The sequence below is a fragment of the Streptomyces sp. NPDC024632 genome (assembly GCF_055559175.1).
Genome location: NZ_JBVHLD010000019.1, coordinates 30,196 through 56,046 on the forward strand (window position 1 = coordinate 30,196; position 25,851 = coordinate 56,046).

Genomic DNA, 25,851 nt, shown 5'->3' on the forward strand with positions numbered 1-25,851 from the left:
TACCCCCCCCCCCCCCCCCCCCCCCCCCCCCCCCCCCCCCCCCCCCCCCCCCCCCCCCCCCCCCCCCCCCCCCCCCCCCCCCCCCCCCCCCAGGCCCATCAGCCCGAGCCCGTTCCACCGAGGAGATCACCATGCCCGCCGTCATTGTCGCCGGAGGCGCCACGGGAATCGGACGCGCCTGCGTACGCCGCCTGCGTAACCGTGGTGTCGACGTGTACCTCGCGGACATCAACATGGCGGCCGCCGGTGAACTGGCCGCCGAGGAAGCACCCGGCCGCCTCGTCATCGGCGAGCACGACCTGTTCGACGTGGACGCCGCCCGGGCCATGGTCGACGCGGCCTGCGCGCGGTTCGGCGGCCTGGACGGACTCCTCATCACCACCGCGCTGCTGCGCGAGGCGCCCGTCGCCCGGTACCCCCTGGAGGACTGGACCGCGACGATGGACCTGAACGTCCGCGCCGCGTTCCTGCTGGCCCAGGCCGCGATCGGGCCGCTGAGCCGGTCCGCCGCGCCGCGGATCGTCTTCACCGGCTCGACCTCCGCGTTCCGGGGCGGCTTCGGGTCCTTCGCGTACGCCGCGTCCAAGGGGGCCCTCGTCAGCATGACGCGGGCGATGGCGGTCGAGTGGGGCGCGCTGAAGGTCTGCGTCAACTGCGTGTGCCCCGGCTGGATCGACACGCCGTTCAACGACGAGCACTGGAAGCACTCCTCCGACCGCGACGCGGCGGTCGGCGAGCTGGAGGCGAAGATCCCGCTCGGCCGCCAGGGCGAGCCCGACGAGGTGGCCGCGATGATCGACTTCCTGCTCTCCCCGGCGGCCGGTTACGTGACCGGTCAGGCGATCGTGGTGGACGGCGGACTGCTGTCGTGGTGAGAGGAACCGAGACCGTGCCGAACGCGGCGGCGCCGCTCCACGGAGAGGCGCTGCCATGCGGATAGGAACATGCGTGATCGACGGCCGGCCCGAGCCGGTCGTGTTCGATCCGGCCGGCCGGGCGGTCCCGGTCGGCGACCTCGTCGGCGGCCCCGGCCTCTACGGCGTGCTGACGCTCATCGAACGCTGGGACGACCTGCGCCCGCGCCTGGACCGCGCGCTCGGGACGGACCGGTCCCCGGCCGCCACCAGCGTGGCCGAGATCGACCGGCTCGGCGCCTGGCTGCCGCCGGTCCCGCGGCCGGGGAAGATCCTGGGCGTCGGTTTCAACAGCCCGGTGTTCGCCGCGTTCGCGTCGAGCGTCCCCGACCATCCGCCGTTCTTCTCCTCACCCGGTTCCGCACTGGTCGGACACCGGCAGCCGATCCGGCTGCGCCCGTCGTTCGGACTCGTCCATCCCGAGCCGGAGCTGGCCGTGGTGATCGGACGGCAGGGCACGCGGATCGACCCGGCCGAGGCACTGGACCACGTCTTCGGATACACCCTGATCGACGACGTGTCCGCGCCCGGGCTGCGGGCCGGTGACACGGTGGTGGTACCCGGCTCCATGGCGGGGGAGCTGGACCGGCGGCACAGCGGCCGGCCCCGGGCCGCGTCCGGCTTCGAGCACGGGGACATGAGGGTCACCTACCACCTGCGGGCCAAGGGCACCGACAGCTTCAAGCCGTGCGGACCGTGGATCGTGACCAGGGACGAGATCCCCGACCCCGACCGGCTCGGCATCACCCTGGCGACCGGCGACGACGTACGGATCGAATGCCGGACCGAGCGCCTGATCTATTCGGTGGCGGAAGTCATCGCGCACGCCAGCGACCACCACACCCTGTTCCCCGGCGACATCATCCACGTGGGCACCGACATCACGGGGACGCACACGCTGCGGGAGATCGACTACCAACACCGGATCGGCGCGACGCGAACGATCGAGTGCGAGGCGATCGGCACGCTCGTGAACGAGATCCGCACGGTCTGACCCGGCACCACCGGCCGACCCCGCACCACCCGGCACCCGTACGTCCCCGGTCGGACCACGGGCAGCCCGGTTCTGTCTGACGGAACGACGCGGCACCGCATCGGGATCGGAGAGCGGACACTCTCCGAAGGCGGTGCGGCCGCGCCTTTTCGGATGACACGCGCCGCGAGAAGTGTGCGGTGCGATCGGAGACTCGTTGAACGACGTCGGCTCTCAAAAGGTGAAGGTCTTCGACCGACGCATGACTCTGGTCGCGACGGTCACGATTCTCGGCTCCCTGATATCCATCTTCGACACGACGATCGTCCAGGTGGCCGTGCCGTCGTTGGTGAGGAGTTTCGACACCTCGCTCGCCACCGTCCAGTGGGTCAGCACGGTCTACCTTCTCGCCCTCGCCACGGTGGTGCCGCTCACCGGCTGGGCCAACGACCGATTCGGCTCCAGACGGGTGTGGATCGCGTCCATGGCCATGTTCCTGTTCGGCTCGCTGCTGTGCGGACTCGCCAACTCGATGGCGCTGCTCATCGTCGCGCGCGCGGTACAAGGGATCGGCGGCGGGATGCTGCTGCCCACCGGGCAGACGATCCTCGCCAGGGAGGCGGGCCCCGGCCGCCTCGGACGCGTCATGGCCGTGGTGGGGATTCCGTCCATGCTGGGGCCCCTGTTGGGGCCGATCTTCGGCGGACTGATCCTCTCCAGCCTGTCCTGGCGGTGGATCTTCTTCGTCAATCTGCCGCTGGGCGCTCTCGGGATCGGCTTGGCCTGGGTCGTCCTCGACCGCGGCGAACTGGGCGTGCCCCGGAAGCTCGATCTCATCGGACTGGCCCTGCTACCGCCGGGACTCGCGCTGCTTGTCTACGGCATCTCCGACTTCGGCGATGCCGGGCGCGTGTCCCCGTCCGTCGCGCTCACCGGAGGTCTGGGAATCGCCCTGACCGCCGCGTTCGTCGTACACGCGCTGCGGGCCGCTCATCCGCTGCTCGACCTGCGGCTGTGGAAGCACCCGGCCCTCAGATCGGCCCAGACCGCGATGTTCCTCTACCTCGCCGGCACCAACGCGGTGCTGTTCCTGGTGCAGCTCTACTACCAGTTCGCGCGGGGGGACAGCGCCATCAAGGCGGGCCTGCTGGTGGCGCCGTCGGCCTTCGGCGCGATGCTGGTGCTGACGACGGCCGGCCGGGTGATGGACAAGCGCGGTCCCCGGGCAGTGATCGTCTTCGGCCTGCTCATGGTGACCGCCGGAGTGCTTCCGCTCACCATGATCGGGCCCGACACCAGCGACGTATGGCTGTCGGTGTGCTGGTTCGTCCGCGGCGTCGGGGTCGGCGCCACGGCCACGCCGCTGACCGCCGCCGGATACGCCGGTTTGCGCGGCCACGAGATCCCCGGCGCGTCGACGCTGATGAGCATCGTGCAGTACGTCGCCGGGGCCATGGGCACCGCTGTGGCGGCGGTTCTGCTCCAACGTCGGCTCAGCGGCTTCACCGACGGCGGCGGGGTCCAGTCCCTGGCCGCGCTGAGCGACACCGCACGACAGCGCCTGGCACCCGAACTGGCCGACGCCTTCGGCGGGTTGTTCTGGCTGGCCGTCGCCCTGTCGGTGCTCGCGATCGTCCCGGCCGTGATGCTGCGCACGCGGGCGCCGACCGATGTCGAACGGGACGGGACGGGAGCGTCGAAGACCGCCGACACGCTGACGGGCTGACGCCTGCGGCACGTCGTCGGCCCGGTGCGCGCCGCCGCGGGCCTCCGGCCGTGAAGGCGGCGGTCACGCCCGCGGCGTGAGACCTTCGAGCAGCAGATTCAGCGCGTGGTGCGCGTCCAGGGCCCGGGCAGCGGACGCGGACGCGGAGCCGCCGAGCGTGTGGACGGCCAGGGTGATGCCGGTGAGCAGCGCCACGAGCTGGCCGGCGGTGAGGTCGTCGCGGATCGCGCCGAGCTCCTGGGCGGGCCGCAGCAGCAGATCCGCCGCCGACACCAGCAGCGACTGACCCCACTCGGTGTTGGCGACGGGGTCGGTCTCACGGAGCCCCTGCGCGAGCAGTCCGGCGAGGACTCCCTGCGCCTCGACTCCCAGATCGACGAACTGGCGCAGCCAGTTCAGGAGTGCCGCCGTCGGCTCGTCGCGCTGCGCCAACTCCGTTGCCATGGAGGCCAGTCGCGCGACGCGACCGCGGTAGACGCCCTCGAACAGATGCATTCTGCTCGGGAAATGCCGGTAGAGGGTGGCGGGCGCGACCCCGGCCTCCTTGGCGATCTCGTCGAGGGTGACGTCGGGCCCCTCGCGTTCGATCAGGGTCTGGGCCGCCGCCAGGATGCGATCGACGTTCCGCCGGGAGTCGGCGCGAGGTGCGCGCTTGCGTACCGGTACCGGTGCTGCGGACTCGTCCGGCAATCTCCGCTCCCCACTCTTGCGATGCGACTGCGGGCAGCCTACTGTGACGGCTAAGTGAGAGTTTACTCCCATTTAACGGCTGGTGACCTCGTACCTTGAGGAGGAACCCGATGCCTGCTCCGGAAAGCCCGCGGCGGGTGCACGACGCCGCCGCGGCGGCCGGCGAAGTGCGCGACACATCCGTCGGCAAGGCGCTCGCCGTGCTCGACACCCTGTCCGGTTCGCGGAAGTCGCTGGGCGTCTCGGAGATCGCCGCCCGCACCGGGATGGCCAAGTCGACCGTCCACCGGCTGCTGAGCGCGATGATCGAGCACGGTTATGTGGCCAAGGAAGGCGAGCGGTATCTGCTCGCCGAGCGCGTCTTCGAGCTGGGCAGCCGGGTGCAGGTCGGCGCCGCGAAGGACCTGCGCGAACTGGCCTCTCCCTATCTGGCGGAATTGTTCGCCCTCACCCGGCAGACCATTCATCTCGCCATTCTCAGCGGTGCGGACATCCTGTACATCGACAAAGTCTCCGGGCTGGGCGCGCCGAGAATGGACACGCGTATCGGCGGACGCAGGCCCGCTTATGCCACAGGGCTCGGGAAGGCGCTGCTCGCCTTCGCTCCCTCCCTGCATCTGAGGACCGTTCTCGACGGATCCTTCAAGCGGTTCACCGCGTACACCATTCCCGACGCCCAGCGGATGAAGCTCTCACTGCTCCGGGTGCGCGAGACCGGTATCGCGACGGATCACGAGGAGTCGTTCCTCGGCGTGGCCTGCCTCGCGGCGCCGGTCTGGGCCGCTGATCACAGCCGTGCGGTCGCCGCGGTCTCGCTTTCCTGCCCGGTGCTCGGCCGCACCCCCGCCCGCTACAAGTCGGTGCTCGTCGACACCGCGCAGCAGCTCTCGTCCGCGCTGCATCGCAAGTGACCCGGGGGAGCACGCCGGAACAACTGCTTTCCGTCTGACGGAACAGAATCCTGGCTTCTTTTCGGGCGCTCAATACAGTTATGCGCAGGCCCTTCCCCTGTGTGTTTTCCGAGGGCTTCCGCGTCATCCATTGGGAATCGGAGGAATCGCGCGTGAGTTATGTCAAAGCGCTCGGTTACATCGGCATAGGTGCGCAGGACCTCGACGCGTGGGAGGACTTCGCGGGCGACATTCTGGGCCTGCACGTCACCCGCGGACGGGACGCCGACGACGTCGAAACGCTGTTTCTGCGGATGGACGCCAGGCACCACCGCATCGCGGTACGCGCCGGGGACGACACGCTGTCCTACGTCGGATGGGAGGTGGCGACCGAGGAAGACCTCGACGCCCAGGTGCGGGACCTGGAGAGCGCCGGGGTCGCCGTCACGGAGGATCCGCACCTCGCCGACCTGCGCGGAGTCCGCCGACTGGTGCGGTTCGCCGATCCGGCCGGTTTCCGGTTGGAGCTGTTCTACGGCGCCGTCACCGTGTCCTCCGCGTTCGTCTCGCCGACCGGCGTCCGGTTCGTGACGCGCGACGACAAGGGCAACGACCTCGGGGTCGGCCACATCGTGCTCGTCTCGTCCGTCGTGGACGAGATGGTCGCCTTCTACCGCCACGTCCTCGGTTTCAAGGTGAGCGACTACATCACCTTCAAGCCCCTGGTCCTGACGTTCACCCACGTCAATCCCCGGCACCACTCACTCGCGTTCGGTCCCGCGCCGGACGGCAGGAAACCCTTCATCGACCACTTCATGCTCGAGGTCGACAGCGTCGACGGCGTCGGCCGCGCACTGGACCGGGTGCGCGCGAGGGAGATCTCCCTCACCGCGACGCTCGGCCGTCACACGAACGACGAGATGCTCTCGTTCTACATGAAGTCGCCGTCCGGGATCGGCGTGGAGTACGGAACGGCCGGCAAATTGATCGACGACGAGACCTGGACGATCACGAATTGGGACGCCGCCCAGTTCTGGGGCCACGACCGCAATCACACCCACTGACGGTGACGTGTACGCCAAGGAGAACACCATGAACGACTCCCCACGCGCGGTGGACCAGCTCGATGACCTGGTCTCGCTCGAAAGAGGCGAGATCGACCGGCGCATCTTCAGCGACCAGGAGATCTTCGATCTGGAGATGACGCGGATATTCGGCCGGACCTGGCTCTTCCTGTGCCACGAGACGCAGATCCCCAAGCGCGGCGACTTCTTCGAGGCCCCGATGGGATCGGACAACGTCCTCGTGGTCCGGCAGCGGGACGGCTCGATCCGCGCCTTCCTCAACACCTGTTCGCACCGCGGCAACGCGGTGTGCCGGGCCGAGGAGGGAAACGTCCGCAATTTCATGTGCACGTACCACGGGTGGACCTTCGGACTGGACGGCGAACTCATCGGCGTGCCCGGCAAGTCCCTCTTCTACAAGGACAAGCTGGACCTGTCCAAGCACCCGCTGCGCAAGGTGGCCCAACTCGACTCCTACCGCGGCTTCGTGTTCGCCACCATGGACGCGGACGCGCCGCCCCTGGAGGAGTACCTCGGCGCGACGGGCCGGCTCGGACTGGACCTGCTCGCCGAGCGCGGCGACATGGAGGCCGTTCCCGGCGTCCAGAAGTTCACCGTCAGGACCAACTGGAAGTTCACCGTCGACAACGTCTTCGACTACTACCACCCGCAGATCACGCACATGTCGGCCTTCGCCGTCGGTCTCATCCCGGCCCCGCCGGACGAGTTCGTCGACGGCGGGGCCAGGACCGAATCCGGCGCCGACCTCGAAGTCCCCTTCCTGCCCAGCGACTTGCACAACGTCGTGATGGTGGGCGAGTACGGGCACGCGATCTCGGGTCCCGACCAGGAGTCGCTGGAGGTGACAGCCGGGGGCCGGGAGCTGTTCGAGTGGCGCTACACACCGCGGACCCAGGCCAAGCTCGGGCGGCACGGAAGCCGGGTGGGCGGCCACCCGCACATCTTCCCGACCGCCTGGGTCACGGCGAACGCGCAGCTCAGTCTGCGGGTGCCGCGCAGCCCCGACGTCACCGAGATCTGGTGGTACTCCTTCCGCGACAAGAACGCCTCGCCGCAGGAGCAGGCCGCCGCGCTGCACGCGCAGATCCACTTCTTCGGGCCCGCAGGAATGCTCGAACAGGAGGACGGCGAGAACTGGGCGCAGTCCACCCTCCAGACCAAGGGCACCAAGAGCCGCGAGATCCCCCAGCTTCTGAAGATGGGTCTCGGCACGTCCGAGGTCGTCAAGGACGACGGCCTCGCCGTCATCGACGCGCCCATCAACGAGCACGCCCAGTTGTGGACCTACCACTCCTGGCGCGAGTGGCTCCGCAACCCCACGTGGGAGGGGCTGCGCAAGAGCACGGTTCCCCACGACCGCTACTAGGCCCAGGAGCCCGCGATGACGACCCACGCCGTACCCGCAGCGCGTGCGGTGCCCGCCGCGCACCCCGTCGACCTCGACACGCTGCTGCGGCAGCACGAGGTGGAGCAGTTCTACTCCTACGAGTCGGCGCTGCTCGACGCCCACCAGTACGAGGAGTGGGTCGGCCTCTTCACCGAGGACACCCACTACTTCATGCCGCTGCGGCGGACCATGACCAGGCGGCAGTTGCACCTGGAGTTCACCAAGCCCGGCGAGATGGCCTACTTCGACGAGGACAAGCAGTTCCTCCGGACGCGGGCCAAGAAGTTCGCCACCGGGACCTCGTGGGCCGAGGACCCGCCGTCCCGTACCCGGCACCTCATCACCAACGTCCGGGTGACCGAGGACAGCGGCGACGAACTCGTGGTGCAGAGCAATTTCCTGCTCTACCGCACCCGGCTCAAGAGCGACACCGACCAGTGGGTCGGCCGCCGCGAGGACACGCTGCGGCGTACGGAGAACGGGCTCGCGATCGCCAAGCGGTTCGTCTACCTCGACCAGACGGTGCTCCAGTCCGGCAACCTCAGCAACTTCTTCTGACCCCGACCCGCGCCCGCGCGCCGTCCCGCGCCTACCGAAAGGTGCAGCAATGCCGTGGATCCGTGCCTGTTCCGTCGACGAACTCGACGACGGTGACGCACTCCAGATGCCGACGGTGCCGCCCGTCGCCGTGTTCAGGGCGGACGGCGAATTCTTCGCCCTGAACGACACCTGTACGCACGGCCAGTCCTCGCTTGCCGACGGGTACGTGGACGGCGACCAGGTCGAATGCGCCTGGCACTTCGCGAAGTTCGACCTCAGGACCGGTTCCGTGCTGTCCCCGCCCGCGTCCCTCCCGCTGTGCACCTACCAGGTGAAGCTGGACGGCGACGACGTCATGGTCGAGATACCGGAGCGGAGTTGAGCACGTCGGCCGTCCCCGGTCAGAGCTGCGTCATCGTCGGGGCCAGCGCCGCCGGAGTCTGCGCGGCCGTGGCCCTGCGCGGCCACGGCTACCGGGGCAGAGTCACGCTGGTCGACGCGGACCCCAACCTCCCCTACGAACGGCCGCCGTTGTCGAAAGGACTGCTCGACGGGGAGTCGGCCGGTCTCGTGCCCATCCAGCCCCCGTCGGTCTACCAGGACCTCGACATCGCGCTGCGGCTTGGCGAACGCGTCGTCGGCATCGATCCGGCCGCGCTCACCGTACGGCTGAGCGGCGGCGACGTCCTCGGCTGCGGGCGGCTGGTGCTGGCGACCGGTGTCGCGGCGCGCCGCCTCACCACGCCCGGCGCCGACGCCGACAACGTCCTGTCGCTCCGGGACGCCGCCGACGCGGTACGGCTCCACGCGCGGCTGGCCCGCGGCGGCCCGCTGGTCATCATCGGCGCGGGCTTCATCGGCCTCGAACTCGCCGCCGTCGCCCGTCGGCGCGGCATCGAGGTGACCGTGGTCGAAGCGCAGCCGTATCCGCTGGCCTCCGTGCTCGGACCGGCCGTGGCGCACCTGATGACGCGGCTGCACCGCGACCACGGGGTGCGGCTGCTGACCGGCGTCACGGTCACGGAATTCCTCGGCTCCCCGGCGGGCGTGGAGGCGGTGCGTCTGTCGGACGGCCAGCGCGTACCGGCCGCCACGGTCGTCGTCGGGATCGGCGTACGCCCGCGGACGGAACTGGCCCGTACGGCGCGTATCGACGTCGACGACTGGGGCATCCCTGTCAACGAGTTCGGCCAGACCAGCCGGGCGTGGATCTACGCGACCGGCGATGTCGCGAGCCAGCCGCACCCGCACCTGACCGCCCGCGGCCGGCTCGAGCACTGGGAGGCGGCGCAGCGGCACGGTACGGCGGTGGGCAGCACGATCGCCGGCAGCCCGGTGCGGTACACCGCACCGCCCTACGCGTGGTCGGACCAGTACGACACCACGTTGCAGATCATCGGACGGCCCCGGCGCAGCGACGACTTCGTCCTCCGGGAGGGCGCGGTACCCGACCGGTTCCTCGCCTTCTGGCTGCGCCACGGCCGGATCGCGGCGGCAGCGGGCATGGGCGCCGCCCGCGAGGTCGGCGTGGTGAAGCGGCTCATCGCGGGAAACGTGCCGGTCGACAGCCGACTGCTGTCCGACCCCGGCCTCGACCTGTGCGGAACACTCAAACAGCACCTCGTGAGAAAGAGCGCGCAATGACGACCGTCACCTCAGAGATCACCCACGACTCCACCTACCGGCTGGTCGACACCGCCGACTACCAGATCCAGATCAACGAAGCCGGTGACGGCGATCCCGTGTTCCTGATCCATGGCACCGGGCCCGGCGCCACCGGCTGGTCGAACTTCGAGGCCAACATCCGCGCGCTCGCCGCCGACTTCCGGTGCGTCGCCGTCACGATGCCGGGCTGGGGCGACTCCAACCCGCAGAGCGTGGCTACCGGACGCGACCAGGGCGCGGCCGTCACGCAGTTGATGGACGCCATGGGCATCGACCGCGCCGCCTTCGTCGGGAACTCCATGGGCGGCGCGATCGGGATGGTCATGGCCACCGAGCACCCCGAGCGGGTCTCGCACCTGGTGACCATGGGCTCGGGCATCTGGGGCGTCAACGTGATGGCGCCGAACGGCATGTCCGAAGGCATCCGGATCATCTTCGACACCTACGAGGACCCCTCACCGGAGAACTTCCAGAAGCTGGTCGAGGTGATGTGCTTCGATCCGGCCCACGCCACCCGCGAGTTGGCCGAGGAACGCTCGCGCACCGCCGTGAGCAGGCCGGAGCACCTGCGCAACTGGCTGGAGGTGATGCGCGCGGGCGTCGGCGCGACCGGCTTCGCGCAGGCGGGGGAGAAGATGGCGCGGTCCGACGTGCCGACGCTGATCATCCACGGCCGGGACGACCGTACGGTGCACTACGAGACCAGCCTGCGCGCGCACGCGGTCATCCCGGACTCCCGGCTGCTGATGTTCGGCCGCTGCGGTCACTGGGCGCAGCTCGAACACGCCACCGAGTTCAACGCCACGGTCAAGCACTTCCTGGAACACCACTGATGGCCGCCGGACAGGGGCGTCTCGCCGGGCTGTCGGTGCTGGTGACCGGTGGCGGCTCGGGACTCGGCCGGGCCGTCGTCGACCGCTTCGTCGCCGAGGGCGCGACGGCCACGGTGCTCGAACGGTCGCCGGAGAAACTGGACAACCTGCGGGAGGCGCACGGCGACCGCGTACGCGGCGTACGCGGTGACGTCACCTCGGGAGAGGACAACACCGCCGCCGTCGAAGCGGCCGTGTCGGCCTTCGGAGGACTCGACACGTTCGTCGGCAACGCGGGCCTGTGGGACTTCGGCCGGGCGGCGCTCGACATGTCGATGGCCGAACTGGAGAACGGCTACGAGGAATTGTTCGGCGTGAACGTCAAGGGCTACCTGCTCGGCGCCCGGGCGGCGGCCCAGGCGCTCGCCGAGCGGCGGGGATCGATGATCTTCACCCTGTCCAACGCCGCCCTGTACCCACGCGGTGGCGGCGTGCTCTACACCGCGTCCAAACACGCCGGAGTCGGACTGGTCGCGCAGTTGGCGTACGAACTCGCGCCGCGCGTGCGGGTGAACGCCGTCGCGCCGGGCGGGATGGCGACCGATCTGCGCGGGCCGCGCGCCATGGCGCTGGGCGACACCTCCATCAGCGACATGCTGCCGACCGGCGACCGGCTCCGTCGGTACTCCGCCCTCGACCTGGCCCCCAGCGCCGAGGACTACGTCGCCCCGTACGTCCTGCTCGCCTCGCGCGAGGAGTCCGCGACCGTGACCGGCGCGGTCCTCGACGTGAGCGCCGTGGGCACCCCGCGCCGCCCCGACCCCGCGCCGTAACGCTGTCCCGCGCGCCGTCCCACCGCTCCCGGCGGTGACGTGTTTCGGCCGCGTTCCCCCAGGCAGAACGTATTGCTGGCCGCTCACCTGGCCGAATCACATACTCCGGTCACCGGTCGCTCGCCGAGCGGCCCGCCCTCCGCTCGCAGGTGCCGACACCGCGGCGGGGATGGCCCCAGGGGCGTTCATGACATGAGGAGAGGCAGTGCGATGACGCACAGCGAAACACACCACCAGGAAAGACCGCGCGTCGAGAGACCCGTCCGTACCCGCGGGAGGAATCCCCTGATCGCCGTGGCCGCGCTGCTCGGCTTCACCTCGTCCGCGGTGACCTTCATGCTGACCCCGCTGCTTCCCGTGGTGCAGCGCGAGTTCCACCTGACGGTCGGCGACGTCGCGTGGGTGCTCACCTTGCTGCTGATAGGCGGCGGCGTCAGCACGATCCTGCTGCCGCGGCTGGCGGACGTGCTCGGCGACCGCGGAGCCGCGACACTGGGCGCCGCGCTCCTCGCGACCGGCATGCTCGTGCCGGGCATCTCGCACACCTTCCCCGCGATGCTGATCGGCGCGGCGGTCATGGGACTCGGCTCCGCGGCCGGTCAGCTCGGCGTCGGCGTCCTGCGCCGCCACCTGGCGGGCTCCTCGGTGCACACCGCGGTGATCGTCAGCCAGGTCGCACAGGCCGTCGGGGCCGGAGTCGGGCTCGTCGCCGGGGGGCTGGCGCTGAGCCGGGTCTCGATGCAGGACTTCTTCCTGGGCGCGACCGTCGTGTACGTCGTGGTGGGGATCTGCGTCTGGGCCGTCATCCCGTCGAGTTCCCGCGACGCCACGGCCGCGTTCGGCATCGGGAATGTCATCGGCCTGGTCGCCTGGATCGTCCTGCTGCTCTACGGCATCAAGACAGCCGGATCCGACGGCATCTCGTCGGCGAAGGCGATCGGCTTCGCCGCTGCCGGTCTCGCGGGCGGGGCCGTATGGGTGACGCTGGAGAAGCGGTCGAAGACCCCGGTGTTCCATCTGGCGCTCCTGAGGTCCGGGACCGTCGCGCGGACGGTCGTGGCGGGCTTCACGATCGGCATGGCGATCCAGTCGGTCACCTTCCTCATCCCGTTCTACGTCCAGACGCCCTCCGCCGCGGGATACGGCCTCGGGTACGACGCCCTGGACACCGGGCTGTTGCTGCTGCCCTACTCGCTGCTCGGCGCGCTCGCCGGTATCGGCGCGGGCGTCCTCGGCGCTCGTACCAGGCCGCTGCTGGTGGCGGGGGTCGGCGCGACCTGTCACTGCGCCGCCGCGCTGACCTTGATCCTGGCCATGTCCGGGGGCGCCTCCGTGGCGTCGTTCCTGGTCGCCGCGTGCGTCTACGGCGTCGGCAGCGGCCTGGTGGGCGTCGGACTGTTCAGCTCCATCCAGAGCAGCGTCCGCGCGGAACTCACCGGAATGGGGATCGGCATGATCGGCATCATCATGACGATCTCCGGGTCGCTCGGCCCGGCGGTCTATTCGAGCATCCTCCAGTCGAAGAGTGTCGCCGCCGTCCCCGGGGTGCCGGCCGAGGACCGGTTCCGGATCTGTCTGCTCGTCGCGGGCTGCTGCGACGTCCTGGTCGCCTTCATCTGCTACTCCGCCCGCCGCGGACGGGTGCCCGCGTCCGCGCAGCCGTCCGTCGGCGCACCGGCCGACCAACTGACCTCCTGACTTCCTGACTTCCTGACTTCCTGAGGAGGGGCCGGGCCGGGCGACGCTGCCGCCCGGCCCGGCCGGTCACCACCGCGTCGGATGCGCGGCGAAAAGGCACCGACGACAACCTCTGCCAATCATTCGGCCGTCGCCACCGGATCTCCGGTGGCCCCTGTTCTGTTGGGTGGCACACCACCATGGTTTCTTCCCGATCATCCACACGCCCGCACGGGGCCGGCGCACCCCGCCGGCCGGCCGCGGCCGACGAGGCCGCCGTCGCCGCCGCGGCGGCCCGGCTCATCGACGCCGCGGCGCGCGGCGTGCCCTGCGCACCGGTCCGCGACCTGATCGGCGCGGACGACCTGCCGAGCGCCTACGCCGTACAGGCCGCCGTCGCCGCGCACCGCCTGCGGGCGGGCGCCCGCGTCGTGGGGCGAAAGATCGGCCTCACCTCACCGGCGGTCCAGGAGCAACTCGGCGTCGACCGGCCGGACTTCGGCGTCCTCTTCGACGACATGGCGTTCCTCGGCGGTGACACCGTCCCGATCGACCGCGTGACACAGCCGCGGGTCGAGGCCGAGATCGCGTTCATGCTCGGCGACGACCTGACCGAAGGCCCGCTCGACCACGCTCAGGTCCGGGGCGCGATCGCCTGGGGTTCGGCGGCCCTCGAAGTGTGCGGGAGCCGGATCGCCGACTGGGACATCAGCTTCGCGGACACCGTCGCCGACAACGCCTCGGCCGGGGCGTACGTCATCGGCCCGCGGCGGCTCTCGCTCGACGCGTTCAGCCCGGTGGAGCAGCGGATGTCGATGTCGATCGGCGGCGACGAGGTCTCCACCGGCACCGGCGCCGCGTGCCTGGGCGACCCCGTCGCGGCGGTCGTCTGGCTCGCCCGGACCGCGCGGGAACTCGGCGATCCGCTGCGCGCGGGGCAGCTCGTCCTGTCCGGCGCGCTCGGTCCGATGCGTCCCGTCGTCGAAGGCGATGTCGTCGTCGCCCGGCTGTCCGGGCTCGGCGCGGTGCAAGTGCGGTTCGGCAAGGGAGAGCGGGCATGACGGAGACAGCGGGCACGCCGCGTACGACGGACGCGACGAAGACAGCGGGCGCGACGCGTACGGCGGACGCGACGGAGACAGCGGGCGCGACACGTACGACGGACGCGACGGCGGCAACGGGCGCGACGCGTACGGCGGGTGCGGCCAGGACGAAAGTCGCCGTCATCGGATCGGGCAACATCGGCACCGACCTCATGATCAAGGTGCTGCGCAGCGCTCGGCACCTGGAGATGGCGGCCATGGTCGGCATCGACCCCGCCTCCGACGGGCTGGCGCGTGCGGCCCGCCTCGGGGTCGCGACCACCCACGAAGGCGTCGACGGTCTGCTGCGGCTGCCCGGCGTCGAGGACATCGCCATCGTCTTCGACGCCACGTCGGCCAAGGCCCACGAAGCGAACTCCGCCAAGCTGGCACCGCTGGGCAAGCGGCTCATCGACCTCACGCCCGCGGCGATCGGGCCGTACGTCGTCCCGGCGGTCAACCTCGACGAGCATCTCGCGGCGCCCAACGTGAACATGGTGACCTGCGGCGGCCAGGCCACCATCCCGGTCGTGGCCGCCATCAGCAGGGTGGTGCCGGTGCCGTACGCGGAGATCGTCGCCTCGATCTCCTCGAAGTCCGCGGGGCCCGGCACCCGGGCGAACATCGACGAGTTCACCGAGACCACGGCCGCCGCCATCGAGCGGGTCGGCGGGGCGCGGCGTGGCAAGGCGATCATCATCCTGAATCCCGCGGAACCGCCGCTCATGATGCGCGACACCGTCTTCGCCCTCGTCCGGGCGCCCGATGCCGAGGACCGGGAACGGATCAGCGCGTCGGTGGAGCGGATGGTCGCCGACGTCGCCGCCTACGTGCCCGGCTACCGATTGAAGCAGCGGGTGCAGATCGACCGCATTCCGGCCGGGCAGCCCGTGCACAGCCTGCTGGACGCCGCGGCCGACAGCCCCACCCACCAGGTGTCGGTCTTCCTGGAGGTCGAGGGAGCGGCGCACTATCTCCCGGCCTACGCCGGGAATCTCGACATCATGACCTCGGCGGCCCTGCGGGTCGCCGAGCGGATCGCCGCGGCGAAGGCAGGAGTCTGAGATGTCGGCTGCGATATTCGTACAGGACGTGACACTGCGGGACGGCATGCACGCCGTACGCCACCGCATCACCCCCGAGGACGTGCGACGCGTCGTCACCGCCCTCGACGCCGCCGGAGTCGACGCGATCGAGGTGGCGCACGGCGACGGACTCGCCGGGGGATCGGTGAACTACGGTCCCGGATCCCACACCGACTGGGAGTGGATCGAGGCCGCCGCGGACGTCCTGCGGCACGCCCGCCTGACCACCTTGCTGCTCCCGGGCGTCGGAACGATCCACGAGCTCAAGCGGGCGTACGAACTCGGTGTGCGGTCCGTGCGCATCGCGACGCACTGCACCGAGGCGGACATCTCCGCGCAGCACATCGCCGCTGCGCGCGAACTCGGCATGGACGTCTCGGGCTTCCTGATGCTCTCGCACCTGGCCCCGCCCGAACAGCTCGCGCGGCAGGCCAAGTTGATGGAGTCCTACGGTGCGCAGTGCGTCTACGTCACCGACTCCGGCGGGCGGCTCACGATGGCCGATGTCGCCGCCCGGGTAAGGGCCTACCGGGACGTCCTCGACGACGGCACCGAGATCGGCATCCACGCACACGAGAATCTGTCGCTGTCGGTCGCCAATTCCGTCGTCGCGGTGGAGAACGGCGTCCGGCGCGTGGACGCCTCGCTTGCGGGCCACGGCGCGGGAGCGGGCAACTGCCCGCTCGAAGCCTTCATCGCCGTCGCCAACATCTCCGGATACCAGCACCGCTGCGACCTGTTCCGGCTCCAGGACGCCGCCGACGACATCGTCAGGCCCTTGCAGGACCGCCCGGTGCGCGTGGACCGGGAGACCCTGACCCTCGGATACGCCGGTGTGTACTCCTCGTTCCTCCGGCACGCCGAGGCCGCCGCCGCCCGCTACGACGTGGACGTCCGGACCATCCTCATGGAGTGCGGCAGCCGACGCCTGGTCGGCGGCCAGGAGGACATGATCGTGGACATCGCGCTCGACCTGGTGGCGGCCCAGAGCCCGTCCGTCTGAGACGGCCGCGACCGGCGCGGGCCCGCAGCTGCCCTGCGCGGTGGGGGAAGCCGGATCGTCGCGGCGGCTGCCCACCGCGCGGGCCGCCGGGGCCCGTCTCCGGCGCGGGCCCACGCCTGAGACGGGCCCCAGCGGCCCCCGAGAGCGCGCACAGCGGGCGCGGCCGTCAACGACGGGTGGCGGCGGGCATGGTGCGCGCGACCCCCAGGACGTGCGCGCCGGATCGCCTGCCGGGAGTCGCCGGTCTTCGGGGAGATCCACGAAGAGAGCTGTCGGCGCTTCGGCCGCGAACTCGTCGCCGTCCCGGCCGGTGAAGCGGCCGACCGGGCGGCGTCGCTCGCGGACTCCATCGCGCGGCTCGTGTGAGGCCCGCCGCCAACAGCCGCGCCCAACACCCGCCCCCCACAGCTGTCTTGCGCGATTCCCAGGGCGGCCGGTACCGGGGGATCGCTCCTCGTAGACGTCCCCGTTCGCGTGATCGCCGCTCGCCGCGCGCCCCGCGTGCATCCAACCGGGCCTTCGCTGCGGAAAGATCTGCAACGCGGCAGCCGGGCCCGGACGGCCAGGTGTTCGTCGCGCCGGGAGGAGCACGAGTGCGGGACGCGGACGTCGTGATCGTGGGTGCGGGCGCCGCCGGGCTCTCGCTGGCCCACCGGCTGTGCGCGCCCTCGGCCGCCCGGCACCGGCCCACCGTGGTGCTGGTCGACGCGCCGTCCGGTCCGCTGCGACCGCCCGAGCGCACCTGGTGCTTCTGGGAGCCGCCTGGCGGCCCGTACGACGCGGTCCTGGCCGCCTCCTGGGACCGGTTGCGGGTCCGGGGACCCGACGGCTCGGCCACCGTGGCGGATCCCGCGCCGTTCCGCTACAAGATGCTGCGGTCGGGCGCCTTCGAACGGCTGGTGGGCGAGGGCCTGTCGGGACCGGACGGCTGCCGCCGGATCGAGGCGACGGTCGAGTCCGTGCAGGACACGGCCACCGGCGCGCGGGTCTCCGGGCACGACACGGCAGGTCGGCCCCTGGAGCTGAACGCCCGCTGGGTCTTCGACTCCCGCCCGCTCCCACGGCTCCCCGCGGCCCGCACGACGCTGCTCCAGCACTTCAGGGGCTGGTTCGTCCGGACCGCGGACGACGCCTTCGCCCCCTCGGTCGCCGACCTGATGGACTTCCGCACACCGCGTCCCGCGCACGGGCTGTCCTTCGGCTACGTGCTGCCGCTCGGACCACGGCAGGCGCTCGTGGAGTACACGGAATTCTCCGCCGGGGTCCTGGACACGGCGCGGTACGACGCGGCGCTGCGGCACTACACCGACGACGTGCTGAGGCTCGGCCGGTTCGAGGTGACCGGCGTGGAGCAGGGCGTGATCCCGATGACCGACGGACGGTTCACCCCGCGCGCCGGGCGTTCGGTGTTCCGGATCGGCACGGCGGGCGGCGCGACCCGCGCGTCGACCGGTTACACCTTCGCCGCCGTCCAGCGGCAGACCCGGGCCGTCGCCGACGCCCTCCTGACCGGCGACCCCACGGTCGGCGGCCGGCGGCGCCGCGCCCCCGTACCGCCCTCCCCGCACTCGCGCCGCTCCCGGGCGATGGACGCCGTCATGCTGCGGGCCCTGGACACCGGGCGGGTGGACGGCGCGGACTTCTTCACCGGGCTGTTCCGCCGGGTGCCGACCGAGCGTCTGCTGCGCTTCCTCGACGGCGGCTCAGGACCGGGGGAGGACTTCCTGATCGGCCTGAGCACCCCGGTCGCCCCGATGCTGCGGACCGTGGCCGAACTGCCCTTCCTGCGCAGGCGCGAGCCCGGCGAATCTGTCGCCCGCAGACCCGACCCGCCCCCTGTCGCGCCCGTGAGCCGCCGCCCCGGCGCGGCCCCTTGATGCCGCCCCGCCCCGACGCCGCCCGCCCCGATGCCGCCCCCCAACAGGAAGTCCACCCCATGCCCCTGCTGCGAGACGACGAGCTGTCGTCGGCGTTCGACCACGGCTCCGCCCGCTACGACCGGCTGACCGCGATGAACCCCGGCTACCACGCGCACCTGCGCCGCTCCGCCCGGCGGCTGCGGCTGCCGCACGGCGGGGCCGGGCTGCGCCTGCTCGACCTCGGCTGCGGCACCGGCTCCTCGACCGCCGCGCTGCTCGCCGCCGCTCCGCACGCCGAGATCACGGCGGTGGACGCCTCCGCCGGGATGCTGGAGCGGGCAGCCGCCAAACGCTGGCCCGCCACCGTCTCCTTCCTCCACGCGCCCGTGGAGAAGCTGGCCGAAGGGGGCTTCGTCACCGGGCGGTTCGACGCCGCGTTCGCCGCGTATCTCGTGCGCAACGTCGCCGACCCTGACCGCGTCCTCACCGCCGTCCGCGACCGGCTCCGCCCCGGCGGCCGACTGGCCGTGCACGAGTACGCGCTCGGCGGGAGCGCCGCGCACCGGGCGGTCTGGGCGGGGGTGTGCAAGGGCGTCGTGCTGCCCGCAGGACGGCTCACCGGCGACGCCGGTCTCTACCGCCACCTCTACACCAGCGTCGTCGCGTTCGACACGGCCGCCGCCCTCGGCGACCGGGTGCGCCGCGCCGGATTCGGCTCCGTCCGTGTCCTGCCGCTGCCCGGCTGGCAGACCGGCATCACCCACACCGTGCTCGGCCGCGTACCCCAGGACCCGCCGCGCGCCGAGCCGGAACAGGGACCACCCCACCCGCCCCGAAGTCTGGCCCAGCCGCAGCCGCAGCCGCAGCCGCAGCCGCAGCCGCAGCCGCAGCTCCGCAACCAGCACGGGGACCCGCGGTGACCGGGCGCCCCGCCGCGCCCCGCCGTGGCCGCGACCGGCGCGCCCGGACGATTCCCGCGCCGCCCGGCCGCCCCCGCTTCGGCGCCGACGCCCCCGAGGTCGCCGTCATCGGAGGCGGCATCGCCGGGCTCGCCGCCGCCACCGGCCTGGCGGAGCGCGGCGCCCGGGTCACCTTGTACGAGCGCGAGGGCGCCCTCGGCGGACGCTTGGCGGGCTGGTCCACCGACTTGGCCGACGGCTCACCGGTCACCATGAGCCGTGGCTTCCACGCCTTCTTCCGCCAGTACTACAACCTGCGCGGCCTGCTCCGCCGCGCCGACCCTTCCCTCGGCATGCTCACCGCGCTGCCCGACTACCCGCTGCGGCACAGCAGCGGCCTGTACGACAGCTTCGCGCGCGTCCCGCGCACCCCGCCGTGGAGCGCCCTCGGCTTCGTCGCCCTCAGCCCCGCCTTCGGCTGGCGGGACCTGCTTCGGATGAACCCGGCCGCCGCCCTGCCCCTGCTGGACGTGCGCGTGCCGCAGGTCTACGCACGCCTCGACACGGTCAGCGCCGCCGACTTCCTGGCCCGTATCCGCTTCCCCGACGCCGCGCAGCACCTCGCCTTCGAGGTGTTCTCCCGCAGCTTCTTCGCCGACCCGCGTGAACTCTCGGCCGCGGAGCTGGTCCTGATGTTCCACATCTACTTCCTCGGTTCCAGCGAGGGCCTGCTCTTCGACGTCCCCGACGAGCCGTACCCCCGGGCGCTCTGGGAGCCGCTCGGCCGCTACCTGGAAGGCCACGGCGCGGACGTGCGCACCGGCACCGAAGTGAGCGCGGCCGGGTCGTCGGGGCCCGACGGCCCGACGGTCACCGCCGACGGCAGGACGCGGCGCTTCGACGCCCTCGTCCTCGCCCTGGACAGCGGCGGCCTGCGCCGCCTGGCCGCCGCCTCGCCCGGCCTGTGCGACGCGCCGTGGCGGGAGCGGGCCGAACGGCTGCGCACCGCGCCGCCGTTCCTCGTCTCCCGGCTCTGGCTGGACCGCCCGGTCGCCGCCGACCGGCCGGGTTTCCTCGGCACCAGCGGCTTCGGCCCGCTCGACAACATCAGCGTGCTGGAGCGCTGGGAGGGCGAGGCGGCGCGCTGGGCGGCCAGGACCGGCGGCTCGGTGATCGAACTGCACGCGTACGCCTACGCTTCCGACGACCTGCCCGCCGCCCAGGGCCGGCTGGTGCGGCAGATGCACCGGGTGTATCCCGAGACGGCGCACGCCTCGATCGTCGACCAGCGGCACGAATGGCGCGCGGACTGCCCGTTGTTCCCGGTGGGCGGCTTCCACGACCGGCCCACCGTCCGCACCCCGCACCCGACCGTCACGGTGGCGGGCGACGCGGTCCGCACCGACCTCCCGGTCGCCCTCATGGAACGCGCGGCGACCACCGGCTTCCTGGCCGCCAACGCCCTGTTGGAGCGGTGGGGCGTGCGCGGCCAGACGCTCTGGACGGTCCCGGAGCGGGGCCGCTCAGCCGTACTGCGGGCGCTGGCGGCCCTCGGGGACACGTGACGGGCCGCGCGCCGTCAGCCCGGGAAGCGGCCGGCGGCGCGCAGCGCCCACCGCCGCTCCGCGTACGCCAGGTCGTCGCGCCACAGCCGCCCGGCGGCCCCGCGCATCAGCGGGCGCAGCACCGGGGCGGCGGCCCGCGCGACCGCGAACCCGCGGCGGTCCGACGCGGCGACCACCGCCTCCACCACCGCGGTCCGCGGACGCCCCGACCGGTCGGGGCCGAGCGGCGTGGCGTGCGTCTCGACCACGGAACCCCGCCCCTCGCCCTCGGTGATGTGCATGACCACGGTCCTGGGCTCCGGCGCCGTGAACACCGCGCGCACCGGCACCACCGCCCGCCCGGCGACCTTGAAGGAGACGTCCACCGCGAAGGCGTCGTGCGCCGCGTCGGCATCGCCAGTGGGTGTGCCGACCACCGTGAGGTCCACGAACGAGTACGGGTGCAGCCATCCGCCGTGCCACGGGTCGAGCCGGTTGGCGACCACGTCCTCCGGTTCGCACACCCCGAAACCCGTATAGACCGCGGCCAGGGCGCCCGCGGGCTCCGGCCGGACCGGCACCAGCGGGGCGGCCGTCGGCTCCTCGCCGCCCACCCCGTCCAGCCGCACCCAGACCAGCAGCCCGTCGTCGTGCACGGGGTACGGCTCCCAGCCCGCGAACGGCGCGCCCTTGAGGGACAGGCCGTGCCAGTGGCAGATCAGCGTCCCGCAGCGCACCGAGCTGTCCTTGAGCGGCGCGCCCAGGTGCGGGCAGGCGCCGGGGCCGCCGCGCAGTGTGCCCGCCGCGTCCCGCCACAGCACCACCTCGGTGCCGCCGACGGTCCTGCCGTACGGGCGGCCGTCCTTGACGGCGCGGGAGCCGCCGACGACGAACCAGTTGCCGGACGGCCGCGCCAGGGCCCGCTTCAGGGCGTCGCCGATCAGCCGCGGCGCCGCGTCGCGCCAGGTCGGCCGCTGCTGCGCCCAGCCGGCCGGGTCGCGGCGCAGCCGCAGCGGAAAGCGGCCGGGCCGGTGATCGGTCACGACATGTTCTCCTTCTCCCAGCGGGACCACGACGGGCCCACCGACGACGGCCGTTCACGCGGTGGTTGACGTGGCCGCCCCTGCGTCCGTGAAGCCTGCCCTCGGTCCTCCGGCTCCGGTGCCGTCGCGCCGCCCCGGGCGCGCAGCCGCGCCGCGCCCAGCCGGACCAGCCCGTCGAGCGCCACCGCCGCGCGCCGCTCGCGCGGTACCACCGCACGGCGGTGCAGGACCGCGTACCCGTCGTCCTCGATCGCGTCCAGGATCCCGCCGTAGAGCACGAGAGCGGTACGGATGCACGGCCTGGCCACCGGGTCGAGCATCGGCAGGCCGGGCGCCGCTTCCCGGTAGACGCCGCGGGTCAGTTCTGCGGCGGCCCGCAGCGCCTCGGTGATCCGTGCGTCGCGGGCGCCGGTCGTCCGGCTCCACAGCAGCAGGCCGCGGTCCACGCCGTGCGCGGCGAGCAGGTCCGCGGGCAGATAGACCCGGCCGCGGTCCAGGTCCTCGCCGACGTCCCGCAGGAAGTTGCTGAGCTGGAAGGCGACACCGAGTGCCGCGGCGTGCGGGGCGGCCTCCGCGCGGGGGACGACCGTGCCCAGCACCGGCAGCATCTGGAGGCCGATCACCGCAGCCGACCCGTGCATGTAGCCGCGCAGGTCGGCGTACGTCGGATAGTCGCGCACCTCGAGGTCGCTGCGCATCGCCGCCATGAAGTCGGTGAAGTGCCGGTGGTCGATGTCGTACACGGCGGCCGTGTGCGCGAGCGCCCGCACCACCGGCTCCTTGCTGTTCCCGTGCCGCAGCCCGGCCGCCAGCTCCTCCTGGAGCGCGTCGAGCGCGGCGGCCCGCTCCTGGAGGGTCCGCGTCCGGTCGAGGCTGTCGACGATGTCGTCGGCCCAGCGGGCGAAGCCGTACAGCGCGTGCACGGCCGGTCGCCGCTCGACCGGGAGCAGCCGGGTGGCGAGGAAGTACGTCTTGCCGTGCCGGGCGTTGAGCTGTCGGCAGCGCGCGTACGCGGCGCGCAGCGCGGGCGCGTCGATCCCGGCCGCGTCCAGCTCGCGCGCGGTCACGCCGGGGTGCCTTCCGTCGCGAGCCGGGTCCGGGCGGGCGGGGACGGCCGCCGCGGGCGCGGCCCGGTGACGCGGGCCGCGGCGAGCTTGCCGGAGATGAGCACGGTCGGCACGCCCACGCCCGGCGTGGTGCCGCAGCCGGCCAGCACCGCGTTCTCGGTGCCTCGCACCAGGTTCCGGGGACGGAACGGGCCGGTCTGCGCGAAGGTGTGGGCCGCGGAGAACGGCGTACCGGCCGCGTGCCCGTCCGCCGTCCAGTCCGCGGGCGTCACCAGGGACTCCTCCTCGATGGCGGCGCCGATCCCGGTCAGGCCGCGCCGCTCCAGCTCGGCGAGGAGGCTGTCGCGGTAGCGCGGCGAGAGCTCTCCCCATGCGCGCGCGTCCGGCCCGATGGCGGTGTTGGGGCACGGCGCCAGGACGTAGTGCAGATGCTTGCCGGGCGGGGCCAGTCGCGGGTCGGTCGCCGTCGGCCGGGTGATCAGCAGCGACGGGTCGGACATCAGGGTCCCGGCGCGGGTCAGTTCGTGGAAGGTGTCCTTCCACGCGGCGCCGAAGGAGATCGTGTGGTGCGCCAGCTCCGGCCAGGTGCGGTCGGTGCCCGCGTGCAGGATCACCGCGGAGGGCGAGTGCCGCAGCGGGACCGCCCGGCGCGGGGTCCGGCCGAGCAGCCGGTAGGCGACCGGCAGATCGGGGGTGAGGACCACCGCGTCGCAGGCGATCCTGTCCTGGTCCGTGACGACGGCGGTGATCCGGTCGCCGGACCGCTCCAGCCGGGTGACGTCCTGCCCGTACCGGAAGTCGGCCCCCGCGTCGGCCGCCGCGTCCGCCATCGCCCGCGGCAGCGCGTGCATGCCGCCGCGCGGGAAGTAGACGCCCGCGACGGTGTCCATGTAGGCGATCACCGCGTAGGCGGCGAGCGCGCGGGCCGGCGGTACGCCCGCGTACAGCGCCTGGAAGGTGAAGACCCGGCGCAGCCGCTCGTCGGAGACGAAGTCGCCGATGCGGGCGTCGAGTCGGCCGAAGCCGCCGAGCGCCGCGAGCCGGGCCAGGTCCGGGTGGACGAGCTGGAGCGGCGAGTCGAAGTTGGCGTCGATGAACCGCCGCATCTGGACCGCGTAGAGGTCGGTGAGCCAGCGGCGCAGCCGCCGGTAGCCCGCCGCGTCCGCCGGACCGGCGAAGCGTTCGATCTCCGCCTCCATGGCCTCGGCGCCGGTGTGCACGTCGAGGCGGCTGCCGTCGGCGAACAAGGCCCGGTAGGCCGGGTGCAGCGCGATCAGGTCCAGCCGGTCGGTCATCGTCTCGCCGACGGCCGCGAACGCCTCCGCGACCAGGTCGGGCATGGTGAGCACGGTCGGCCCCGTGTCGATCCGGTAGCCGCCCCGCTCGATCCTGCCCGCCCGGCCGCCGGGCAGCGCGGCGCGCTCCACAACCGTCACCCGGCGTCCCGCGCCCAGCAGGTGCAGCGCGGCGGACAGCCCGGACAGCCCGGCCCCGACCACCACGACATGGTCGGTGCGTCCCGTCACTGTTCTCATCGGTGGTCTCCTGCGGCAGCGGCTTCCCGCGGGCCCGGTCCGGCGGCTGCCGGTCGGTCCTGCGGGTGCGGGGCGTGGTGTACGGACCGCCCGTCCGGGCATACGCCCGCGGCGCGTTGGAAGAGGTCGAGGAGCCGGGCCCTGGCAACCGGTCCGACGCGCGTCGCGCCCGCCAGGAACCGGGCGCTGTCGGCGGCCAGTTTCTCGATCCGGTGCTCGACGGCGGCCCGCGCGCCGGTCGAGACGAGCAGGTCCCGTACCCGGTCCAGATCGCCGTCGGACAACCGCGGGTCGCCGACGGCCGTGTCCAGCAGGGCGAGGGCCCGCCGGTCGTCCGCGGCCTCGGCGTGGTCGCGGGCCACCGCGATCAGGTAGTTGGGCTTCCCGTCGCGGATGTCCTCGCCCGTCGGCTTGCCCGTGTACGCGGAGTCGCCGAACACCCCGTGCAGGTCGTCGCGCAACTGGAAGGCGATGCCCGCCTGTCGGCCCGCCGCGCACAGCGCCCGGGTGGTCTCCTCGTCCGCGCGGGCCAGAGCGGCCCCGAGCGCCAGCGGGCGCTCGACGGAGTACAGCGCGCTCTTCAGCCGGGCCGTGCGCAGCGCCCGCGCGGCCGACCGCGCACCGGTGGTCTGCCCGTGCAGATCCAGGTACTGCCCGGCCACCATCTCGGTGCGCATGGCCTGCCACAGCACGCGCACCCTGCGGGAGGTGTCGCCGGGCAGGGCGGTGGCCGCGACGGTGTCGTCGGCCCAGGCCAGCGCGAGGTCGCCGACCAGGACGGCTGCCGCCCGGCCGAAGGGCTCGGCGGGGCCGGAGCGGCGCGCGCAGGGGTACTGCGCGTCGAGGTCGAGATGGACCGCGGGCTGTCCGCGCCGCAGCGCGGAGCCGTCCATCACGTCGTCGTGCACCAGCGCGCAGGTCTGGACGAGCTCCACCGCGGCGGCGATCCGCAGCGCCGCGTGCACCTGTTCGGCGGACCCGCCGCCGCCCGCGGCCCGCAGCCCCCACCACAGGAACTGCGACCGGGTGCGCTTGCCGCCGCCCAGGGTGAACCCGGCGACCCGCTCGGCGAGGTCCCGCGCGAAGACCGCGTCGATCGCCGCCGCTGCCGCCACCCGCTCGCCGAGCTCATGGGCCAGCACCCGCCCGACGTGGTCCGCGACGTCCGCGTCCACGGCCGCGGGGTCCGGCGGGCGGGGGACAAGGACGCGTGCGGAAGCGTCGTACGGGGCGCCCCGGGCCGCCTGCTCACCGGGGGAGGGGTGCTCGTCCGCCGCGATGCGCCTCATCGACTTCCTCTCCTCGCGTCGTTCGGCTTCGTCTTCGGTCATTCCGTCCGGGACGCCCCCGCGGATGCAGCGGACGTCCACTGCTGCCGGGAGGGGCGAAAACACCTCACCACGAGTGACCCATCGTGATCACGCCGCCACATCGGGTCACTGTCGACGAATCTCCGCATGCGGGTGGTCCGGCCCGCATCCGGCCGACCGGGCCGCGCGGAAGAGACCGTGAAGGGGGACGGTGGGGGGAACACAACGCGCG

Annotated in this window: 23 protein-coding genes; 18 read left to right on the forward strand and 5 right to left on the reverse strand. The window is 72.6% G+C overall.

What is annotated here, in order from left to right:
• Nucleotides 1–131: 131 nt before the first annotated feature.
• From ACZ37P_RS31325 to ACZ37P_RS31335, 3 genes are all read left to right on the forward strand, one after another.
• Nucleotides 132–875, forward strand: coding sequence for an SDR family NAD(P)-dependent oxidoreductase (locus ACZ37P_RS31325; protein ID WP_401307864.1), 744 nt, complete (start codon nt 132–134; stop codon nt 873–875).
• 55 nt (nt 876–930) lie between these two features.
• Entirely contained in the window at nt 931–1,908 is a 978-nt protein-coding gene (locus ACZ37P_RS31330) for a fumarylacetoacetate hydrolase family protein (protein ID WP_467349697.1), read from the forward strand.
• A gap of 241 nt (nt 1,909–2,149) precedes the next feature.
• Nucleotides 2,150–3,613 (forward strand): MDR family MFS transporter, encoded by a 1,464-nt coding sequence (locus ACZ37P_RS31335; RefSeq protein ID WP_467349699.1) that lies wholly within the window; start codon nt 2,150–2,152, stop codon nt 3,611–3,613.
• A gap of 63 nt (nt 3,614–3,676) precedes the next feature.
• Here ACZ37P_RS31335 and ACZ37P_RS31340 read toward each other — a convergent pair whose 3' ends face one another.
• Entirely contained in the window at nt 3,677–4,303 is a 627-nt protein-coding gene (locus ACZ37P_RS31340) for a TetR/AcrR family transcriptional regulator (protein WP_467349700.1), read from the reverse strand.
• Nucleotides 4,304–4,413: 110 nt separating this feature from the next.
• On the opposite strand from ACZ37P_RS31340, the gene ACZ37P_RS31345 reads away from it, so the two are divergent.
• The 15 genes from ACZ37P_RS31345 (at nt 4,414) to ACZ37P_RS31415 (ending at nt 20,685) form a co-directional block, all read left to right on the forward strand.
• Nucleotides 4,414–5,214, forward strand: a complete 801-nt coding sequence (locus tag ACZ37P_RS31345; protein WP_391048163.1) for an IclR family transcriptional regulator — start codon at nt 4,414–4,416, stop codon at nt 5,212–5,214.
• Nucleotides 5,215–5,366: 152 nt separating this feature from the next.
• Nucleotides 5,367–6,257 (forward strand): VOC family protein, encoded by an 891-nt coding sequence (locus ACZ37P_RS31350; protein ID WP_355335357.1) that lies wholly within the window; start codon nt 5,367–5,369, stop codon nt 6,255–6,257.
• Between the two features lie 28 nt (nt 6,258–6,285).
• Nucleotides 6,286–7,644: an aromatic ring-hydroxylating oxygenase subunit alpha gene (locus tag ACZ37P_RS31355; protein ID WP_467349703.1), complete on the forward strand. Its 1,359-nt coding sequence runs from the start codon at nt 6,286–6,288 to the stop codon at nt 7,642–7,644.
• A 15-nt stretch (nt 7,645–7,659) separates the two neighbouring features.
• Nucleotides 7,660–8,223 (forward strand): aromatic-ring-hydroxylating dioxygenase subunit beta, encoded by a 564-nt coding sequence (locus ACZ37P_RS31360; protein WP_391162834.1) that lies wholly within the window; start codon nt 7,660–7,662, stop codon nt 8,221–8,223.
• Nucleotides 8,224–8,272: 49 nt separating this feature from the next.
• On the forward strand, nt 8,273–8,587 hold the full coding sequence (locus ACZ37P_RS31365) for a bifunctional 3-phenylpropionate/cinnamic acid dioxygenase ferredoxin subunit (RefSeq protein WP_355335349.1): 315 nt from the start codon (nt 8,273–8,275) through the stop codon (nt 8,585–8,587).
• Nucleotides 8,584–9,849, forward strand: coding sequence for an NAD(P)/FAD-dependent oxidoreductase (locus ACZ37P_RS31370; RefSeq protein WP_467349706.1), 1,266 nt, complete (start codon nt 8,584–8,586; stop codon nt 9,847–9,849). The genes ACZ37P_RS31365 and ACZ37P_RS31370 overlap by 4 nt, the downstream gene beginning before the upstream one ends.
• Nucleotides 9,846–10,703 carry an alpha/beta fold hydrolase gene (locus ACZ37P_RS31375; RefSeq protein WP_355335344.1) on the forward strand — a complete coding sequence of 286 codons (858 nt, stop codon included), beginning with the start codon at nt 9,846–9,848 and terminating at the stop codon, nt 10,701–10,703. The genes ACZ37P_RS31370 and ACZ37P_RS31375 overlap by 4 nt, the downstream gene beginning before the upstream one ends.
• On the forward strand, nt 10,703–11,515 hold the full coding sequence (gene hcaB / locus ACZ37P_RS31380) for a 3-(cis-5,6-dihydroxycyclohexa-1,3-dien-1-yl)propanoate dehydrogenase (RefSeq protein ID WP_391162832.1): 813 nt from the start codon (nt 10,703–10,705) through the stop codon (nt 11,513–11,515). Before ACZ37P_RS31375 ends, hcaB begins: the two co-directional genes overlap by 1 nt.
• A gap of 210 nt (nt 11,516–11,725) precedes the next feature.
• Nucleotides 11,726–13,213, forward strand: coding sequence for an MFS transporter (locus tag ACZ37P_RS31385; protein ID WP_467349709.1), 1,488 nt, complete (start codon nt 11,726–11,728; stop codon nt 13,211–13,213).
• Between the two features lie 179 nt (nt 13,214–13,392).
• Nucleotides 13,393–14,253 carry a 2-keto-4-pentenoate hydratase gene (locus ACZ37P_RS31390; protein WP_401720060.1) on the forward strand — a complete coding sequence of 287 codons (861 nt, stop codon included), beginning with the start codon at nt 13,393–13,395 and terminating at the stop codon, nt 14,251–14,253.
• Nucleotides 14,250–15,338 carry an acetaldehyde dehydrogenase (acetylating) gene (locus ACZ37P_RS31395; protein WP_467349711.1) on the forward strand — a complete coding sequence of 363 codons (1,089 nt, stop codon included), beginning with the start codon at nt 14,250–14,252 and terminating at the stop codon, nt 15,336–15,338. Before ACZ37P_RS31390 ends, ACZ37P_RS31395 begins: the two co-directional genes overlap by 4 nt.
• A gap of 1 nt (nt 15,339) precedes the next feature.
• Entirely contained in the window at nt 15,340–16,362 is a 1,023-nt protein-coding gene (gene dmpG, locus ACZ37P_RS31400; RefSeq protein ID WP_355335334.1) for a 4-hydroxy-2-oxovalerate aldolase, read from the forward strand.
• 593 nt (nt 16,363–16,955) lie between these two features.
• On the forward strand, nt 16,956–18,239 hold the full coding sequence (locus ACZ37P_RS31405) for a lycopene cyclase family protein (protein ID WP_467349712.1): 1,284 nt from the start codon (nt 16,956–16,958) through the stop codon (nt 18,237–18,239).
• Nucleotides 18,240–18,298: 59 nt separating this feature from the next.
• Nucleotides 18,299–19,141, forward strand: coding sequence for a class I SAM-dependent methyltransferase (locus tag ACZ37P_RS31410; RefSeq protein ID WP_467349714.1), 843 nt, complete (start codon nt 18,299–18,301; stop codon nt 19,139–19,141).
• Entirely contained in the window at nt 19,138–20,685 is a 1,548-nt protein-coding gene (locus ACZ37P_RS31415; RefSeq protein WP_467349715.1) for an FAD-dependent oxidoreductase, read from the forward strand. The genes ACZ37P_RS31410 and ACZ37P_RS31415 overlap by 4 nt, the downstream gene beginning before the upstream one ends.
• 14 nt (nt 20,686–20,699) lie before the next feature.
• Here ACZ37P_RS31415 and ACZ37P_RS31420 read toward each other — a convergent pair whose 3' ends face one another.
• The 4 genes from ACZ37P_RS31420 to ACZ37P_RS31435 are packed head-to-tail and all read right to left on the reverse strand — an operon-like array spanning nt 20,700 to nt 25,598.
• A complete protein-coding gene (locus tag ACZ37P_RS31420) occupies nt 20,700–21,707 on the reverse strand; it encodes a DUF5914 domain-containing protein (protein WP_402713262.1) in 1,008 nt (335 codons plus the stop codon).
• Nucleotides 21,704–22,774, reverse strand: coding sequence for a phytoene/squalene synthase family protein (locus ACZ37P_RS31425; RefSeq protein WP_402713261.1), 1,071 nt, complete (start codon nt 22,772–22,774; stop codon nt 21,704–21,706). The genes ACZ37P_RS31420 and ACZ37P_RS31425 overlap by 4 nt, the downstream gene beginning before the upstream one ends.
• Complete coding sequence (locus ACZ37P_RS31430; protein WP_355335320.1) at nt 22,771–24,309, reverse strand: phytoene desaturase; 1,539 nt, start codon at nt 24,307–24,309, stop codon at nt 22,771–22,773. The genes ACZ37P_RS31425 and ACZ37P_RS31430 overlap by 4 nt, the downstream gene beginning before the upstream one ends.
• The gene (locus ACZ37P_RS31435) at nt 24,306–25,598 is read right to left on the reverse strand and encodes a polyprenyl synthetase family protein (RefSeq protein WP_355335318.1); all 1,293 of its coding nucleotides are present in this window, start codon (nt 25,596–25,598) and stop codon (nt 24,306–24,308) included. Before ACZ37P_RS31435 ends, ACZ37P_RS31430 begins: the two co-directional genes overlap by 4 nt.
• Between the last annotated feature and the right edge of the window lie 253 nt (nt 25,599–25,851).

Bases quoted from the DNA above. Each gene is read 5' to 3' on its own strand.
- ACZ37P_RS31325 (WP_401307864.1), top strand. From the start codon at position 132: ATGCCCGCCGTCATTGTCGCCGGAGGCGCCACGGGAATCGGACGCGCC.
- ACZ37P_RS31330 (WP_467349697.1), top strand. From the start codon at position 931: ATGCGGATAGGAACATGCGTGATCGACGGCCGGCCCGAGCCGGTCGTG.
- ACZ37P_RS31335 (WP_467349699.1), top strand. From the start codon at position 2,150: ATGACTCTGGTCGCGACGGTCACGATTCTCGGCTCCCTGATATCCATC.
- ACZ37P_RS31345 (WP_391048163.1), top strand. From the start codon at position 4,414: ATGCCTGCTCCGGAAAGCCCGCGGCGGGTGCACGACGCCGCCGCGGCG.
- ACZ37P_RS31355 (WP_467349703.1), top strand. From the start codon at position 6,286: ATGAACGACTCCCCACGCGCGGTGGACCAGCTCGATGACCTGGTCTCG.
- ACZ37P_RS31360 (WP_391162834.1), top strand. From the start codon at position 7,660: ATGACGACCCACGCCGTACCCGCAGCGCGTGCGGTGCCCGCCGCGCAC.
- ACZ37P_RS31365 (WP_355335349.1), top strand. From the start codon at position 8,273: ATGCCGTGGATCCGTGCCTGTTCCGTCGACGAACTCGACGACGGTGAC.
- ACZ37P_RS31375 (WP_355335344.1), top strand. From the start codon at position 9,846: ATGACGACCGTCACCTCAGAGATCACCCACGACTCCACCTACCGGCTG.
- hcaB (WP_391162832.1), top strand. From the start codon at position 10,703: ATGGCCGCCGGACAGGGGCGTCTCGCCGGGCTGTCGGTGCTGGTGACC.
- ACZ37P_RS31385 (WP_467349709.1), top strand. From the start codon at position 11,726: ATGACGCACAGCGAAACACACCACCAGGAAAGACCGCGCGTCGAGAGA.
- ACZ37P_RS31390 (WP_401720060.1), top strand. From the start codon at position 13,393: ATGGTTTCTTCCCGATCATCCACACGCCCGCACGGGGCCGGCGCACCC.
- ACZ37P_RS31395 (WP_467349711.1), top strand. From the start codon at position 14,250: ATGACGGAGACAGCGGGCACGCCGCGTACGACGGACGCGACGAAGACA.
- dmpG (WP_355335334.1), top strand. From the start codon at position 15,340: ATGTCGGCTGCGATATTCGTACAGGACGTGACACTGCGGGACGGCATG.
- ACZ37P_RS31410 (WP_467349714.1), top strand. From the start codon at position 18,299: ATGCCCCTGCTGCGAGACGACGAGCTGTCGTCGGCGTTCGACCACGGC.
- ACZ37P_RS31430 (WP_355335320.1), bottom strand. From the start codon at position 24,309: ATGAGAACAGTGACGGGACGCACCGACCATGTCGTGGTGGTCGGGGCC.
- ACZ37P_RS31435 (WP_355335318.1), bottom strand. From the start codon at position 25,598: ATGAGGCGCATCGCGGCGGACGAGCACCCCTCCCCCGGTGAGCAGGCG.